General features: G+C 55.1%; 9 protein-coding genes. 3 read left to right on the forward strand and 6 right to left on the reverse strand.

Annotation, left to right across the window (positions count from 1 at the left end; all coding sequences use genetic code 11):
- Positions 1–210, forward strand: a 210-nt coding sequence (locus CIK95_RS13340; RefSeq protein ID WP_216820574.1) for a hypothetical protein, incomplete at its 5' end; no start/stop codon positions are given.
- A gap of 247 nt (positions 211–457) precedes the next feature.
- Here the strand turns inward: CIK95_RS13340 and CIK95_RS04075 are convergent.
- The 3 genes from CIK95_RS04075 to CIK95_RS04085 are packed head-to-tail and all read right to left on the reverse strand — an operon-like array spanning position 458 to position 3,395.
- Positions 458–1,612 (reverse strand): glycosyltransferase, encoded by a 1,155-nt coding sequence (locus tag CIK95_RS04075; RefSeq protein WP_158215082.1) that lies wholly within the window; start codon positions 1,610–1,612, stop codon positions 458–460.
- Complete coding sequence (locus CIK95_RS04080) at positions 1,581–2,087, reverse strand: C-GCAxxG-C-C family protein (protein WP_094387342.1); 507 nt, start codon at positions 2,085–2,087, stop codon at positions 1,581–1,583. Before CIK95_RS04080 ends, CIK95_RS04075 begins: the two co-directional genes overlap by 32 nt.
- Before the next feature lie 9 nt (positions 2,088–2,096).
- On the reverse strand, positions 2,097–3,395 hold the full coding sequence (locus CIK95_RS04085) for a M18 family aminopeptidase (RefSeq protein ID WP_094466335.1): 1,299 nt from the start codon (positions 3,393–3,395) through the stop codon (positions 2,097–2,099).
- 216 nt (positions 3,396–3,611) lie between these two features.
- Here CIK95_RS04085 and CIK95_RS04090 point away from each other — a divergent pair, with 216 nt between their 5' ends.
- Positions 3,612–6,113, forward strand: a complete 2,502-nt coding sequence (locus CIK95_RS04090; protein ID WP_158214768.1) for a glycoside hydrolase N-terminal domain-containing protein — start codon at positions 3,612–3,614, stop codon at positions 6,111–6,113.
- Between the two features lie 95 nt (positions 6,114–6,208).
- Positions 6,209–11,083, forward strand: a complete 4,875-nt coding sequence (locus CIK95_RS04095; protein ID WP_094466336.1) for a RecQ family ATP-dependent DNA helicase — start codon at positions 6,209–6,211, stop codon at positions 11,081–11,083.
- Positions 11,084–11,203: 120 nt separating this feature from the next.
- On the opposite strand, the gene CIK95_RS04100 is transcribed toward CIK95_RS04095, so the two are convergent.
- The 3 genes from CIK95_RS04100 to CIK95_RS04110 are packed head-to-tail and all read right to left on the reverse strand — an operon-like array spanning position 11,204 to position 16,136.
- Positions 11,204–13,525, reverse strand: a complete 2,322-nt coding sequence (locus CIK95_RS04100) for a glycoside hydrolase family 3 N-terminal domain-containing protein (RefSeq protein ID WP_371591371.1) — start codon at positions 13,523–13,525, stop codon at positions 11,204–11,206.
- A 31-nt stretch (positions 13,526–13,556) separates the two neighbouring features.
- Positions 13,557–15,350, reverse strand: a complete 1,794-nt coding sequence (locus tag CIK95_RS04105; RefSeq protein WP_254046419.1) for an alpha-L-fucosidase — start codon at positions 15,348–15,350, stop codon at positions 13,557–13,559.
- A gap of 33 nt (positions 15,351–15,383) precedes the next feature.
- Positions 15,384–16,136 carry a DUF1573 domain-containing protein gene (locus tag CIK95_RS04110; RefSeq protein WP_094388807.1) on the reverse strand — a complete coding sequence of 251 codons (753 nt, stop codon included), beginning with the start codon at positions 16,134–16,136 and terminating at the stop codon, positions 15,384–15,386.
- Between the last annotated feature and the right edge of the window lie 131 nt (positions 16,137–16,267).

Consider the following 16,267-nt stretch of genomic DNA (forward strand, 5'->3'; position numbering starts at 1 on the left):
CGTTTGGAAGCGTTCCAAGCCCTTCTCGGGGACGATTTTTGCTTTTTACTCTCACCACACATCGTAGCCAGAACGCCTCGTAAACGCCCGATAATGACGCCTGACCACGCCGATAAAATGGAAATAATGGTAGTTTTTCAGTGCCCTCCCAAGGGGAAGGAACACAATGTCAATGGATTCGTTTATGAATGGACATTTGTTCTCTCTTGATGATTATGCCTCGCCAATCTCCACTCTTTACCTTTCCGCGACGTATAGCATAACGCCAGTGACCTTCGGTTCAGCGTTGCCGTAGGATATAAACACGCCAATGAACCCTATTTCGGCCCTCATCAAGGGGGTGGGGAGAAGAGTAAAGTCATTGGTATATAATTGGTTTGCGCTCTCTCCCCTTGGGGAGAGCTGGAGAGGGGCTTTTGGAGAGCTGGAGAGGGGCTTTCGTGCTTATGGTTACAACCTATACAATAATCTCCCTGTACACCTCCATCATCGCGGTGCCCATGACCTCGACCGAGAACCGGGTCTCTATGAGGTGGCGGGCATTGCGCCCCATCGTCTCCAGTTCGGCTGACGAGAGGGCTACGAAGCGGGTGATGGCGTTGACCAACGGACTGGCTCCCACCTCGATGCAGGTGCCGCTGGCGGTAGCGTCGAGCTGCTCCCAAGGCGTGGTGTTGGTGGTGATGACCGGGGTGCCCGATGCCAGCGCCTCGGCTATGGTCAGCCCGAAATTCTCAGTAAACGACGGCTGTACCACGAAGTCGGCCTCGCGCAGCAACTGCCACTTGCGGTCGCCATACGCCCCGCCGATATAGCTAACGCAGCTGGCCAGATGTCTGTCGACAATCGTCTGCCGGAGCCGCTGTATGTCGTCGGGAGCACCCTCGCCGGCGATGATCACCCTGTAGCCGTTGAGCTGACTCTGCACACTCGCCACCGCTTCGAGCAGATGCCAGATGCCCTTGACCTGATGTATGCGACCCAGAAACAGCATCGTGTGCGACTTCTCCCAGCTGGTCTTCATCGTCACCCGAGTGATGTCTATTCCCGAGGGCACCACGGCGATATGGTCGTTGAAGCCCAACTGCCGCAGATGGCGCGCCTCGCGGTCGGCTGTGGCCACCAGCACATCGGCGCTGCGCAGTGCCCGTGCCTGATAGAGATGCAGCGCGGGCCACTTGCGTGTCCAGTAATGCCGGTTCATAATCCACGGCTCGAGCATGCCGTGGGTGGTGAGCGCCACGGGCAGATGCAGCGACCGCGCCACACCCACTACGGCAGCACAGGCAGGCATCCAGCAACAGTTGACATGCACCACCTGGGGCGCTATCGCTTCGAGCAGCGTCCTGACCTGTCGGGTCCACGCCCAGTGCCACGGCCTGTAGGGCGGCAGATAGTGCAGCGTGCAGTGGTCTATCGCCAGAGGGTTGGACGTGCGGTGGGTGAGGATGTGCAGCTGAGCCTTCGTGCCCAGCGCCTTGGCCATGAGCTGCATGTAGGTGGCGGTGCCACCCGAGCGCTGGTCGATGTCGGGTATGTAGTGGACGATGATCATGACGGGCTGTGGGATGGGGTGGGGGTTAATGGTTGTGGTCGCCCTCCTTGTCGGCAAGATACTGGGCAAAGAGGCGCGCGGCGCTCTCTACCTTGGCGGCGCAAGGACGCTTCTTGTAGTACTCGGCGGTGCGCTCAGAGGCTACATAGGACGAGTGGGCACGCTCGTAGCCATTGAGCCCCAGCAGCTCGGCACAGATGATAGAACCGTTCTGCTGGCGCGAACGCTCGAGCAGCTGCTGTACCACGCGGTAGCATGCCGACTTGCCCTCGCGGTCGCTGCCCTCGGTCTGTCCGCAGTCGAGTCCCACGAGGATGACCAGAGCCGACACGGCGCCACACATCATGCGCATGCGGCCCACGCCACCGCCAAAACCGGCGGCTATGCGCTTGGCCATCGTGTCGTCGAGTCCGTAGAGGTCGGCAAAGGCAGCCACCACCGACTGGCAGCATCCGTAGCCCTGCATGAAGTTGTCTACCGCCTGCTCTACACGTGCGCTGAGTTGGGGAGGGAGAGTGATATTGTCGTGCATGATGATGACTTATTCGTTGTAGAAAGTGGTAAATACCTTGACGCAATACTCATGGTCGGCCACGCTTCCCGTCTCGCGGCAGCTGTGCATGGCCAGGATGGCGTTGCCCATGTCAACCCCTCGCAAGGGTATCGACGAGGCCAGAATGTTGCCCAGTGTGCTTCCGCCTGCCACCTCGCTGTGGTTGACAAAGCGCTGGCAGGGCACACCCGCCTTGCGGCACAGCTCGGCAAAGACTGCCGCTGTGACGGCGTCGCTGGCATACTTCTGGGCGGCGTTGAACTTGATGACCGGACCACCGCCCAGCATGGGGTGGTTGGTGGGGTCGTACTTCTCGGCATAGTTGGGGTGGAAGGCGTGGGCATTGTCGGCCGAAATCATGAACGCCCGCTCTACCGCCTGGTAGTAAGCCTCTGCGGTGCCGCTCTGTGCCAGCGCTATACGCTGTAGCAGATAGGACAGAAACGGACTGCCGGCGCCCTGCTTGGTCTGCGACCCCGTCTCCTCGTTGTCAAAGATGGCGAGCACCTGCGTGGTGTCGCTGTCGTGGGCAGCAGTGAGCGCTTCAAGACCAGCGTAGCACATCGACAGGTCGTCGAGACGCCCCGAGGATATCAGCTCGTCGTGGGCACCGAAGGTGCATGCCGGCGTGGTGTCGGCGAGATAGAGATCGAAGTCGATGATGTCGTCGCGGGTCACCGTGGCGGTGCGGTTGAGCTCTTCGACGACGAGGTTGATGAGCATATTGCCGCGCTCCAGCTCGTCGTTGACGAAGCCAAGGATGGGCAGCATGTCTTTCTGCCGGTTGAGCTTGACGCCGTCGTTGACCTGGCGGTTGAAGTGGATGGCGAGGTTGCTGATCTGCATCAGCGGGCGGCGGATGTGTATCAGATGAGTGACGGGCGAGAGGGCGTCTTCGTCGCGCGTAATTACTCTTCCGGCGATGGTGAGCGGACGGTCCATCCATGTAGAGAGGATGGGGCCTCCGTAGACCTCGGTGTTGAGCCTTACGATGCCGCCCTCGCCCGTCATCTCGGCGTTGGGCTTGATGCGGAAGGTGGGCGAGTCGCTATGGGCGCATATCATGTGGAAACCCTGGTCGGCAAGAGGCTTGCGACCTATGCGGAAGGCGTAGATGGAAGAGTCGTTCTTGGTGACGAAGAAGCGGTCGCCGGCGCTCACGTGGCCCAGAGGGCTGGCGGCGTCGATGCGGCGGAAACCGTGGGTTTCCAACTCATGGGTGATGTTGCGCACCGCAAGAAAGTTGACGGGCGATGCGTCCAGAAAGTGTAAGAGTCGTTGTATCATAGTTGTCATTATATATAATAATAGGTATAGGACGGACAGCGCAAACATACGCGCCCGATGCAAATGTACTAAAAAAATGGCCGTCGGTAACGAAAAAAGCAAAAAATGTAACTCCGTTTGTCAATAAAAGTGTAATTTTACCAAATGAATCAGTGCTCGTCGGGACAGACAGGGCACTTCTACCTTAAAATAACAATTACTCAAATCATAACAGACATGTTAGTATTAGCTACATTAATCTCCCTCTGTCTGGGAGGGTCAGAACTGACCAAGGCAGACGACCATCTCTCCGTGTGGTATGACCGCCCCGTAGAAATCTCCGTGCCCCAGGGCGTCAGCACTGTGCCGGCGAAGATTAACTATTCGGGTGCCAAGGGTGCCGCCAAGGACAGTCAGTCTAAAGACAATCTGCGACAGTATGTGCGCAAGGGCGAGAAAGCCCGCGAACTGCAGGGCTCGGTGTGGGAAAACTATGCCTTCCCTATGGGCAACAGCAGCCTGGGCGCCATGGTGCTCCAGTCGCCGGCTGTCGACGCCATACTGCTCAACGAGAAAAGCCTCTGGAAGGGAGGCCCCGCCTCGGGTAGCGGACCAGCCAACTACTGGCGTGCCGACCCCCACTCAGCGCGTTTCCTGCCCGATATCCGTCAGGCGTTCCTCGACGGCGACAGCCTGCGTGCCGACTCGCTCACCCGCCGCGCCTTCTCGGGAGCCATCGCCGACAATGGCACTGCCGACACGCTGCGCTTCGGTACCTTCACGACCATGGGCGAGATGTATGTCTCTACCGGTATTGCCAATGAAGACTGCAGCGACTTCCGTCGCAGTCTGCTGCTCGACAAGGCTGTGAGCCATACCTCGTTCAAGTATCAGGGTGCCACCTACCGCCGCACCTACTTTGTCTCCTATCCCGACCAACTCATGGTGATGCACTACGGCGCCAACCGTGGCAAGCGCCAGAACCTCGACTGGGTGTACAAGCCCAATCCCCACGCCACCGGCAGTTGGGCTACCGATGAGTATGGACTCGTCTATACCGCACATCTGAACAACAACAAGCTGCCCTACGTCATCCGCATCCAGGCCCGCGTCAAGGACGGTAGCGTGAAGTATGAGGACGGACACATCGCCGTGCGCGACGCCTCGGAGGTAGACTTCATCATCACCGCCGCCACCGGCTACAAGCCCAACTACTCGCCCGTGATCACCGACCCCTACACCTATTATGGCAAGGACGCCGGAGCCTGGGCGTTGCTCAGCATGAAGGGCGCCGCCGACAAGAAGTGGGGTCAGCTGCTGCGCCGCCATGTCGACGACTATACCCAGCTCTTCGACCGCGTGAGCATCGACCTGCGCCAGACGGCCGACAAGAAGGGCGGCATCGACATCCCCACCGACGAGCGCATAGACCGCTATCGCGAAGGCAAGGCCGATGCCTGGCTCGAGATGCTCTACTATCAGTTTGCCCGCTACCTCATCATCCAGTCGTCGCGAGGTGAGACCATGCCCATGAACCTTCAGGGTATGTGGAACCGTGGCGTCAAGGGTCCGTGGAACTGTGACTACCACAACAATATCAACATTCAGATGAACTACTGGCCCGTATGCTCTGCCAACCTGGCTGAGTGCTTCGAGCCTCTCAATGTCTATCTCCGCTCTATCTATGAGCCCGGACAGCGCACGGCAAAGGCCATGTACGACGCCCGTGGATGGACTGCCAACATCTCTACCAATATCTTCGGTTTCACCGCTCCCTCCAAGAGCGAGAGCGTGAACTGGAATCTTGCCGCCATCAATGGCCCCTGGCTCGCTACGCATGTGTGGGACTACTACGAATATACCCTCGACCGCGATTATCTGAAGCAGACGGCTTATCCGTTGCTCAAGTCGAGCGCGCAGTTTGTGTGCGACTATCTCTGGCTCCAGCCCAGCGGACTCTACACCGCAGCCCCGTCGACCTCGCCCGAACATGGCCCTGTGGACAAGGGTGCTACCTTTGCCAATGCCGTAGCGCGCCAGTTGCTCACCGACGCCATCAGCGCCTCACGCGTATTGGGCGTAGACAGCACCGACCGTCAGGAGTGGCTGCAGGTGAGAGACAAGATAGAGCCTTACCGCATCGGCAGATATGGTCAGCTGATGGAGTGGTCGCGTGACATCGACAATCCCAAGGACGACCACCGCCACACCAACCACCTCTTCGGCCTCTTCCCCGGTCACGACATCTCTGTCAAGGCTACCCCCGAACTGGCTGAGGCTGCCCGTGTGGTGCTCGACCATCGCGGCGACTTCTCCACCGGCTGGAGTATGGGTTGGAAGCTCAACCTCTGGGCGCACCTGCGTGACGGCAACCGCTCCTATGCCCTCTTGCAGAACCTGCTGCGTACGGGCACGCTCTACAACCTTTGGGATACGCACCCGCCTTATCAGATTGACGGCAACCTGGGTGGCCTCTCGGGTATGAACGAGATGCTGCTGCAGAGCGAGGGTCGCACCATCACCCTGCTCCCCGCCTGTCCGCAGGCCTGGGACAAGGGTAGCGTCAAGGGACTCCGCGCCCGTGGCAACGTGACCGTCGATATCGACTGGACTCTCAGCGCCAACAGCCTCGCTGCCACCCTCTCTTCTCCTACTGGCGGCACCTTCGACATCGTCTTCGGCGACCGTCAGCAGACCGTTCAGCTGCCACAAGGCAAGAAGGTCAGCGTGAAGTTCTGATTGATGGCGGCGCCAGCAATCATTGTCGATTGCTATTTGGGCGTTATTAGAGAGCATCTAAAGAATATCGTAAGTCTCATTAGTAGTTATCAAGTATGTCTATATGGGATAGAATATTAGGAAATAGAGATGTTGACAGGTCCGTGTCGGCCTACCAGCAGGATGTTGCTCATGACCGCAAAGCCTCACTTCTGGCTTTTGTGGATATAGAGTACAGTTTGCGTGACAAGAAGATACATGATATAGGCGCATTGAAGTATGACGATGCGATGTTTCATGAGACTTCCAAAGACAAGCTGCTGGAGTTTTTGAATGGCATCGATTATTTATGTGGACATAACATAGTCAATCATGATGCCAAACACCTTTTTGGTAACCAAAAGCACCAGTGGCTGTTGGTCGACACGCTGTACATGTCGCCTCTGCTGTTTCCTGAATATCCCTATCATAAGTTGGTCAAAGACGACAAACTGATAACAGAACAGCTCAACAATCCTATAAATGACTGCAAAAAAGCCCGCAGTCTGTTGATGGATGAGATTGAGCGTTGGCATTCTTTTTCTGACGACAAGAAGACGGTTTATGCTTCTCTACTCTATGGTATCGCCGAATATAGAGGATTTCTCAGTATGGTCGGGGCCATTCCTGTCGAAAGCGGACAAATCGATAATCTTATTAGAAAGGCATATAAAGGCAAGATATGTCAGCATGCAGAACTTGATAATTTCATCCGTCAATATCCCTGTGGACTGGCTTATGCCCTTGCCCTTATAGATACGACACATCCCAACTCGATAACACCGAGGTGGGTTGTTGTCAATTTCCCTGAAGTGGAGTATATATTGAAGGTACTCTGCAATACCCCATGTGAAGAAGGTTGTGACTATTGCCATGGACGATTGGACCTTCATCGCAATTTGAAAGACTACTTTGGGTATGACCAATTCCGTACCTATGCCAACGAACCATTGCAAGAGAAAGCTGCCCGGGCTGCTGTGCATGGTAAATCGCTGCTTGCCATTTTTCCTACAGGCGGTGGCAAGTCGCTCACATTCCAGCTGCCAGCCCTGATGGCGGGGCGTACAATCCACTCGCTGACCGTAGTGATTTCTCCTTTACAGTCTTTGATGAAAGACCAGGTCGACAACTTGGCAGATAGAGGTATAGCTGATGCTGTTACCATAAATGGGTTGTTGGACCCAATATCACGCTCATTGGCTATACAGCGTGTACAGAACGGCGAAGCCTCTTTATTGTATATCGCACCAGAGATGCTTCGTTCGAAGACCATTGAGCGAATACTGACGGCACGTCATATAGAACGGTTTGTTATAGATGAGGCTCATTGCTTCTCTTCCTGGGGCCAGGACTTTAGAGTAGACTATCTGTATATAGGCAAGTTTATACGCAATTATCAGAAAAGCAAACAGTGTAAGTATCCCATACCTGTCTCTTGCTTTACGGCCACTGCCAAACAGAAAGTGATACAAGATATCTGTGATTATTTTAAGAATGAACTGGATATCGACCTCGAACTGTTTGCCTCCTCTGCATCGCGTACGAATCTCCGTTATTCTGTTGTTCATGCAGATACTGATGAAGATAAATATAATAAATTGAGGGCATTGATAGCAGAGTCTGACTGCCCCGCAATTGTATATGTCTCGCGAACCAAGCGCACTAAAGATTTGGCAGACAAACTGACCCGTGATGGATTTAGGGCTCTGCCTTTTAATGGCAAAATGAACTCAGATGAGAAAATTGCCAATCAGGAAGCATTTATGAGTGACCGTGTGCGCGTGATTGTGGCTACTTCTGCGTTTGGTATGGGAGTCGACAAGAAAGATGTTGGCTTGGTAATTCACTATGATATCTCTGATTCGCTTGAAAACTATGTACAGGAGGCGGGAAGAGCTGGGCGTGACCCGCATTTGTATGCTCGCTGCTACGTGTTGTATAGCGATGGAGATTTGGACAAGCACTTTGTGCTGCTCAATCAGACCAAACTTAGTATCAGTGAGATTCAACAGGTATGGCGAGCGGTCAAGTATCTTACCAAACAACGCATGCGTACATGTTGCTCTGCCTTGGAGATAGCCCGCCAGGCAGGATGGGATGATTCGGTGTCAGATATAGAGACGCGTGTAAGGACTGCCCTTTCAGCCTTGGAGCAAAGTGGATATATAGAGCGAGGCAACAATGTTCCTCATGTTTATGCGACTGGAATCACGGTTAAGAATATGGACGAGGCCCGGCAACGCATTACCAATTCCCATCTCTTCTCAAGCGACGAGGTGGACAGCGTTGTGCGTATCATCAAATCGCTCATTACCCAAAAATACATTACGCGAAGCCAAGACCAGGAGGCCGAGTCTCGTATTGACTATCTGGCAGATATGTTGGGGTTGAGCAAGCGTGAGGTCATTTCCGCTGTAGAGCGCATGCGTCAAGAGGGAATATTGGCTGACAACAGAGATATCGCAGCTTATCTGCAAGATGTTGGCGAGACAGATAGAAAGTCGCACATGCTGTTGGAGAGATTTGCGCGGCTGGAAAGATACATTATTAATAGTATACCTGACAATAGTCTGCAGATCTCCTGCAAGCAGCTTAACGACAATGCCATAAATGACGGTATAACTACCTCCAAGGAGAAAGATATCCGTACTCTGCTTTATTTCCTGTCGGTTAAAGGTTATACGCACAAAAAGGAAGACGGGGCCCACAACCTCATGTTGGAGCGTTTGGCCAATATAGAGGAAACCCTAACACGTATAGACAAGCGTCTTGCCATTTGTCGCTATGCTATAGATTGGCTGTATAGATTGGCTAAAGAGCAGTCTAAGGATTCTGACGACAAGTGTGCGGTGTCTTTTTCTGTTGTGGAGTTGGTTAAGTCGATGATGTCTGGCGAACAGTCTCTTTTCAATGACTTTAAGGACCTGCAAATAGAAGAGGTGGAAGAGGCTTTGCTGTATCTGTCAAAGATAGGAGCCCTCAAACTGGAAGGAGGGTTCCTGGTATTGTATAACGCCATGGACATACGTCGTGTCAAGGATGCCAAGTTGAGATACAAGATGGAAGACTACCGTATGCTCGATGCCTTCTATAAGCAGAAAATCCAGCAAGTGCATATCGTGGGCGAGTATGCCAATCTTATGGTTAAAGATTATGATGCGGCGCTGCGCTATGTACAGGATTATTTTCAGATGGACTATCGCCTGTTCATATCCAAATACTTTAAGGGTGAGCGACAGGATGAAATTCAGCGCAATCTTACACCAGAAAAGTATCACCAGCTATTTGGACAATTGTCTGCCAAGCAGAGAGAGATTATAACGGACAAGGAATCGCGGTGTATCGTGGTTGCTGCTGGTCCCGGCAGTGGGAAAACTCGTGTGTTGGTTCATAAATTGGCTTCCCTCCTGTTACTTGAAGATGTCAAGCACGAACAGCTTCTTATGCTCACTTTCTCTCGTGCTGCTGCTACCGAATTCAAGCAACGCCTGCTGGCCCTCATAGGCAACGCCGCCCATTTTGTTGAAATTAAGACCTTCCACTCGTATTGTTTTGACTTGCTCGGACGAGTAGGCAATCTGGATGAGGCCAATAATGTGGTGGCTACTGCTGCAGAGATGATAACGAGTGGTGATGTGGAGCCATCCAAGATAGGCAAGACGGTCTTGGTCATTGATGAGGCGCAGGATATGGGCCCCGACGATTTTGCCTTGGTCAAGGCTCTTGTCGAAAACTTCGAGGATATGAGAGTCATTGCTGTCGGTGATGATGACCAGAATATCTTTGAGTTCAGAGGGGCTAATTCTGAGTATATGCGTCAATTGTCTATGTTGCCTGGTGGCCGTATGGTCGAAATGACTGAGAATTACCGCAGTGCGCGCCAGATAGTCAATGTTGCCAACAGGTTTGTCCGCAATATCAATTGTCGTATGAAGCAGACTCCTATTATATCCATGCAAGAGAATGAGGGGTGGGTAGGAGTAGTGCATTACTGTTCCAAGTATATTTATCAGCCCTTGGCTGATGATTTGATATCCCATTTGGGAAATGGCTCCACGTGCGTCCTTACACAAACCAATGAGGAGGCTGTAATCATGGTTGCCTTATTGCGTAAACGAGGCGTCTCCTGCGAACTGATACAGTCGTTGGAAGGATTTCGCATGTGGAATTTGGCAGAGATGAGGTATTTCTTGAGGCAGATAAGCAACAATTCACATACGCCGATGGTGAGTGATGACATTTGGGAAATGGCCAAGCGAAAAACGTTTGACAAATATGCCAAGAGTCAAAGCCTTGTATATGTGCGGCAATGCATCAGCCTCTTTGAGCAAACCAATAAAAGCAAATACTTGACAGACTTTAGAGAGTTCGTCTTTGAGTCTTCCGTAGAGGATTTTTGTGATATCTCCCACTCTAAGGTTGTTGTTTCTACGATACATAAGGCTAAGGGCAGGGAGTTTGATGATGTCTATATGCTTATAAATGGTACCCATAAGGTTAATGATGACCTTATGCGGCGTTATTATGTAGCGATGACAAGAGCCAAGAAGAAGCTCTTTATCCACACTACTACCAATATGTTTACCGGCATCGGTGCCAGCCGTATAGAGTTTAATCAGGAGGATTATCCTATGCCTGAAGAAGTGGTATTGCAACTGTCACACAAGGACGTAAATTTAGGTTTCTTCAAAAGTAAAAAGGCAGAAATACTCTCCTTGCTCAGCGGTATGGACTTGGAGTATCGGGATGGGATGTTGTTTGACCTGTCCCACAGGTGTATGGCAAAGCTATCGGTAGCTATGATGGCCAAATTGGCCGAATGGAATGAAAAGGGTTATAATGTCAAGGGCGCGTCTGTCCGCTTCATAGTGGCGTGGAAACCTAAGGATGCGCCAAAGGAAGAGAGCGAAACCGCTGTCTTGTTGGCAGATTTATATCTTTTCCGTAACTGATATATTATGCTGATATACATCAAGCAGGGCTGGGTTCCTCATTCGGAACCCAGCCCTGCTGGTGTATGGGAGTCTGCCGTGCTTGGGCAGATTATCGATGGCTTGATGGCCTTTGGCGGCCTACTCTACAGTGAGCACTCCGCGCAGGGGGAGATGGTCTGACGAACCGCCGACCATGATGTCGAAGTCGCCGGGTTCTACCACACTCTTCATATTGCGGTCTATGATGGCGAGGTCTTCGGCGGTGAGGATGAATTCCACCTTGCGGGTCTCACCCTTGGCTATAGACAGACGGTCAAACTTCTTGAGTTGCAACAGCGGCTGCGACACCGACGCCACCTGGTCGTGGATGTAGAGCTGAGCCACTTCCTCGCCATCGCGCTCACCTACGTTCTTGACATCGAAGGTGACGCTGTAGGCATCGCCCTTCTTGGCGATGGCGAGGTTGCTGTAGGCAAACTGCGTATAGCTCAGGCCATAGCCGAAGGCATAGAGTGGCGCTGCCGACATTTCCACGTAGTTGTGGGGCTTGGGAGCGCGCTTGTTGTAATATACAGGAAGCTGACCCACGTTGGCAGCTACCGAAATGGGCAGACGGCCGGCGGGATTGTAGTCGCCGAAGAGCACGTCGGCCACGGCGGTACCACCCTCCTGACCGGGATAGTAGGCGGTGAGCAGCGCGTCGGCATTGGCGGCAGCCCACGACTTGTCCATAGGACGACCCTCGATATAGATGACCACCATGGGTTTGCCTGTCTTGCGCAGCGATTGGAGCAGCTCCATCTGGCGACCCAGCAGCGAGAGCGTGGCGCGGTCGTAGCCTTCGCCGCAGTCCATGTCGCTCACCGACTTGACATCGGCCTCGGCAGCACCGGTAGCCTTGTAGCTCGTCTTGAAGTCGCGGGCACTCGAGCCACCCACTACAGCCACCACCACATCAGCGCGGCGGGCAGCTTCTACGGCAGCCTCGATGTTGCAGTTGTTGGTGTCGCGCACGGCACAGCCCTTGACATATTCCACCTGACCCTCGCCTATCTTGGCCTTGATGCCCGCCAGCACGGTCTTCACCTTTCCGTCGGGTTGAGGCGAGGTATAGTCGCCCAACATATTATATACGTTGTCGGCGTTGGGGCCTACCACAGCCACGCGCATATCGCGGCGCAGCGGCAGCGTATTGTCCTTGTTCTTGAGCAGCGTCACCAGTTTGCGGGCGGCGTCGAGAGCCACGGCGGCATTGTCGGCACAGCCCACTTCGGCCGCTGCCTTGACGTCGACATAAGGATGCTCGAAGAGGCCCATCTCAAACTTGAGCCTCAGGATGCGGCCACAAGCCTGGTCTATCTCCTTCTCGCTCAGTTTGCCATCCTTGACGGCGGCGATGAGCTGTGCGTAAGCCTTGCCACCCAGGTCTTCGTCCACTCCGGCACGCAGCGCCATCACGCCAGCCTCCTGCAGGTCGCGCGCCACATGGTGGGTCTCCCAGATGCCGTCGATGCTGTAGAGGTCGGAAACGACAAATCCACGGAAGCCCCATTGGCGGCGCAGGATGTCATTGTAGAGCTCGCCGCTGGCTGTCGAGGGGATGCCGTCGAGAGAGTTGTAGGATGTCATGACCGAGAGGGCGCCGGCGTCGACAGCCTTCTTGAACGGGGGGAAGAAGGTCTGCAGCAGGTCACGCTCGCCCACGATAGAGGGGTTGCCGTTCTGGCCACCCTCGGTGGTGCCATAGGCGATGAAGTGCTTCAGCGTGGCGAGGGTGGCGTAGGGGGCCGACAGTTTGCCGCCTCCCAGTCCGCGCACGATGGCTGCACCCATCTCGCCCGTCAGCACGGGGTCTTCGCCATAGCTCTCCTCGACGCGTGACCAGCGTGGGTCGCGCGAGATGTCGAGCACGGGGCCGTAGCTGATGTGTGCGCCCTGCAGACGCACCTCCTTGGCGGTGACGCGGGCGGCAGCCTCGGCTGTGGCTGTCGACCATGTGGCAGCCATACCCAGTCCGGTGGGGAATACGGTGGTACCTATCGCCATGTGGCCGTGGGGTGCCTCTTCGGCGAGGAAGAGTGGGATGCCCAGACGGGTGTGCTCTATCACGTAGCGCTGCAGTGCGTTGCCCGCCTTGGCTGCCAGCGTGGGCGTGAGTCCGGTGGCGAGCGACTTGCGTGTCCAGGGACAGGCGCGGTAGGTGGCCCACAGCATGCCGATGTTGCCCTCGGCGATGTCCTTCATGAATGTGGACGAGGGCACCACCTTGTTGCCCTTGATGTCGTAGTAGTTCCAAGCCAGGGTGCAGCGCAGCTGTCCCACCTTTTCCTCGAGCGTCATGCGCGACAGCAGGTCGCTCACGCGCTCTTCGATGGGCAGCGAGGCGTTGCGGTAGGGCAACTTCGGCTGCGCCATCATCTGGATGCCGGCCATGCAGACGATGGCTGCGGTCATAATCATTCTTTTCATATAGGTCAATATTTATTAGATGTTATCTGATAATCACTTGCTGGTAAGCTATCTTCTCACCGGCATTCACCATGCGGGTGGCATGCAGCTGCACGTAGCGGCAGTGGGTGGGAGTGAAGAAAACTTCCTGCATCACGGGGTTGTTGCGTATGTTGGAGAACTCGCCTTCAGCCACGCGCTGCATGGCGTCTTTCTCCATACCGGCATATATCTCATAGTTGGCCACGAGTCCCTTGCGGTCGTCGCCCTGCTGGGGCAGATAGCGCAAAGAGCCTATCTCCTGCTCGCCGCCCAGGTCAAAGGTGACCACGTTGTTGCCCTCGGCGGTGGCGGTGAAGTCTACGCCCTTCACCTCTTCCTTCTTTTCCTCCGCGCCCTTGGTCTCGGGGGCGAGATAGGCAGCCACGGTGCTCAGACAGATGGGGCCGCGCATGGCGTCGAAGCTGATGCGGATCTGGCGCGTCTCAATCGTGGCAAAGCGCAGCAGACGCTTGTAGCCCACGGTGGTAGTCTCTTCGCCCACGGAGAGCGGAGCCCACTCCTTGCCCTTGAGGTAAGACACGCTGAAGCGCTGTACGCGCTGCCCCAGGGGGATGTACTCCTGCAGCATCAGTCGGTTGAGGCGCGTATTGCGGGGCAGGGTGATGGTGAGTTGGGCCTTGTCGGTGCCGTCGCTGATGCTCCAGTAGGTCTCATAGTTGCCGTCGGTAAGATTGGCGGTGCCCCACTGCTTGCCACGCACATTGGAGGCCTTGATTTTGGCTTTGGCCAGCAGGTCGGTCTTAAACTCGGCGCAGATGCGCTTGTGGAAGTCCACGACACGGGCTGAGTCGATGGGGTGGATGCGTCCTTCCTTGTCCACGGGCATGTTGAGCAGGAAGGTGGCGTTGTGGCCCACGCTGCGATAGTAGAGGTCGGTGAGATAGTCTACCGTCTTCACCTTACTGTCCTCGCTCTCGTGGTAGAACCATCCCGGGCGTATCGACACGTCACACTCGGCAGGAGTCCATGTGTCGCCGTCGGCGTGGCCCTGCTGCAGCTCCCAGTATCGGCTGTAGCCGGGATAGACCTCGTTGCCACGCAGGAAAGACCAGTTGGTGGCGTGGGCATAGCCTTTCTCGTTGCCCACCCAGCGACAGCCGGGGCCGCCGTCGGAGAAGATGATGGCCTGGGGCTGCAGACGCTCGACCATCTCCCACGCGCGCGGGAAATTATAATAGGTGCGGCGGTCTATCGTGCGCTCTTCGCGTGCGCCGCCGTAATAGCCGTCGCCGCCGTTGGCACCGTCAAACCATATCTCGAAGATGTCGCCATACTGGGTGAGCAGTTCTTCGAGCTGTGCGTAGAAGTACTCTACATACAGGGGAGTGCCGTAGAAAGCCTGGTGACGGTCCCAGGGCGAGAGATAGACACCAAACTTGAGGCCGTATTTCTTGCAGGCTGCCGACAGTTCGCCCACGATGTCGCCCTTGCCGTTCTTGTAGGGGGTATTGCGCACACTGTAGTCGGTGTACTTGGTGGGCCAGAGGCAGAAGCCGTCGTGGTGCTTGGCGGTGATGATGATGCCCTTCATGCCGGCGTCGTGGAGCGTCTTGGCCCACTGCTCGCAGTCGAGGCGGGTAGGGTTGAAACTCTCCAACGGGGCGTCGCCATATCCCCACTCGCGGTTGCCAAAGGTGTTGGGACCAAAGTGGATGAAGGCATAGGTCTCCATCTGCTGCCAAGCCACCTGGTGTTTGGAGGGCAGCGGCGCGATGGGCGCCGGAGCTGTCTGGGCGGCGGCCTGGACGGCCATCACGCAGCCTAACAGTGACATTACAGTCTGCTTAATACTCATAGTTATCATTGCTTATTTGGTAAATCTCTGTTCCGAGCCCAACCATTTCACCAGGATGGGCTTCACCTGCTTGCCGTTCACCTTCACGCGCACATAGATGTGGCGGTCGGCATAGTGGCTCACAGGGGCGGTGTAGCTCACCTTGAACGTGGTGCGCTCCTTGGGCTTGAGCGTTATCTTCGAGGGCATCTTCAGCACCGTGTTGTTGGGCCATCGCTCAAACTCTACGGTCATCTCCTTGTCGGTCTCGTTAGACACGCGCTGCTCCAGCCTGTAGGTGCTGCCCTCGGCGAGCGGCGGGAAGAGGTAGACCTTGAAGCCCATGTGCAGCCCTTCGCCGAAGGCGTAGGGATAGTCCTCGCCCACGGGGTGGCGGTAGGGGATGACGTTGCCCTTGATCCATACGCGGGTGAAACCCTTGTTGCCGTCGAGGTTTAACACCACCTCCTTGCTGAATTTGCCTGGGCGCGACAGCGGGTTGAACGTCACCGTCACCTTGGCGGTCTTGCCGGGCAGGATGGGGGTCTTGGTATATTCGGCGGTGGTACATCCACACCACGAGTTGACGTCGCTGATGACCACCGGCAGTATGCTGGTGTTGGTAAATGTGAAGGTATGGCTCACCTTGCCGTCTTTCTCCTTGATGGTACCGAAGTCGTGGACACGCTTGTCATACTTGAAAGAGGAGATATACTGCGGTTCCTGCTGCGCCGTGGCGGCCATTGTGAGCGCCGCCATGAAAATCAATACGAATAATTTTTTCATTTAGGTTATATTTTATTGCAAAAGTACATCTTTTCACCCTCAATGCCAAATCATTTGGCTTATATTTTATCCGTGTCGGCCAACTAAAAGAGCCACTGCTTGCGCTATAGGCAAAGCAGTGGCTCATATGT

It is taken from the genome of Prevotella sp. P5-108 (assembly GCF_002251385.1).
Taxonomy (GTDB): domain Bacteria; phylum Bacteroidota; class Bacteroidia; order Bacteroidales; family Bacteroidaceae; genus Prevotella.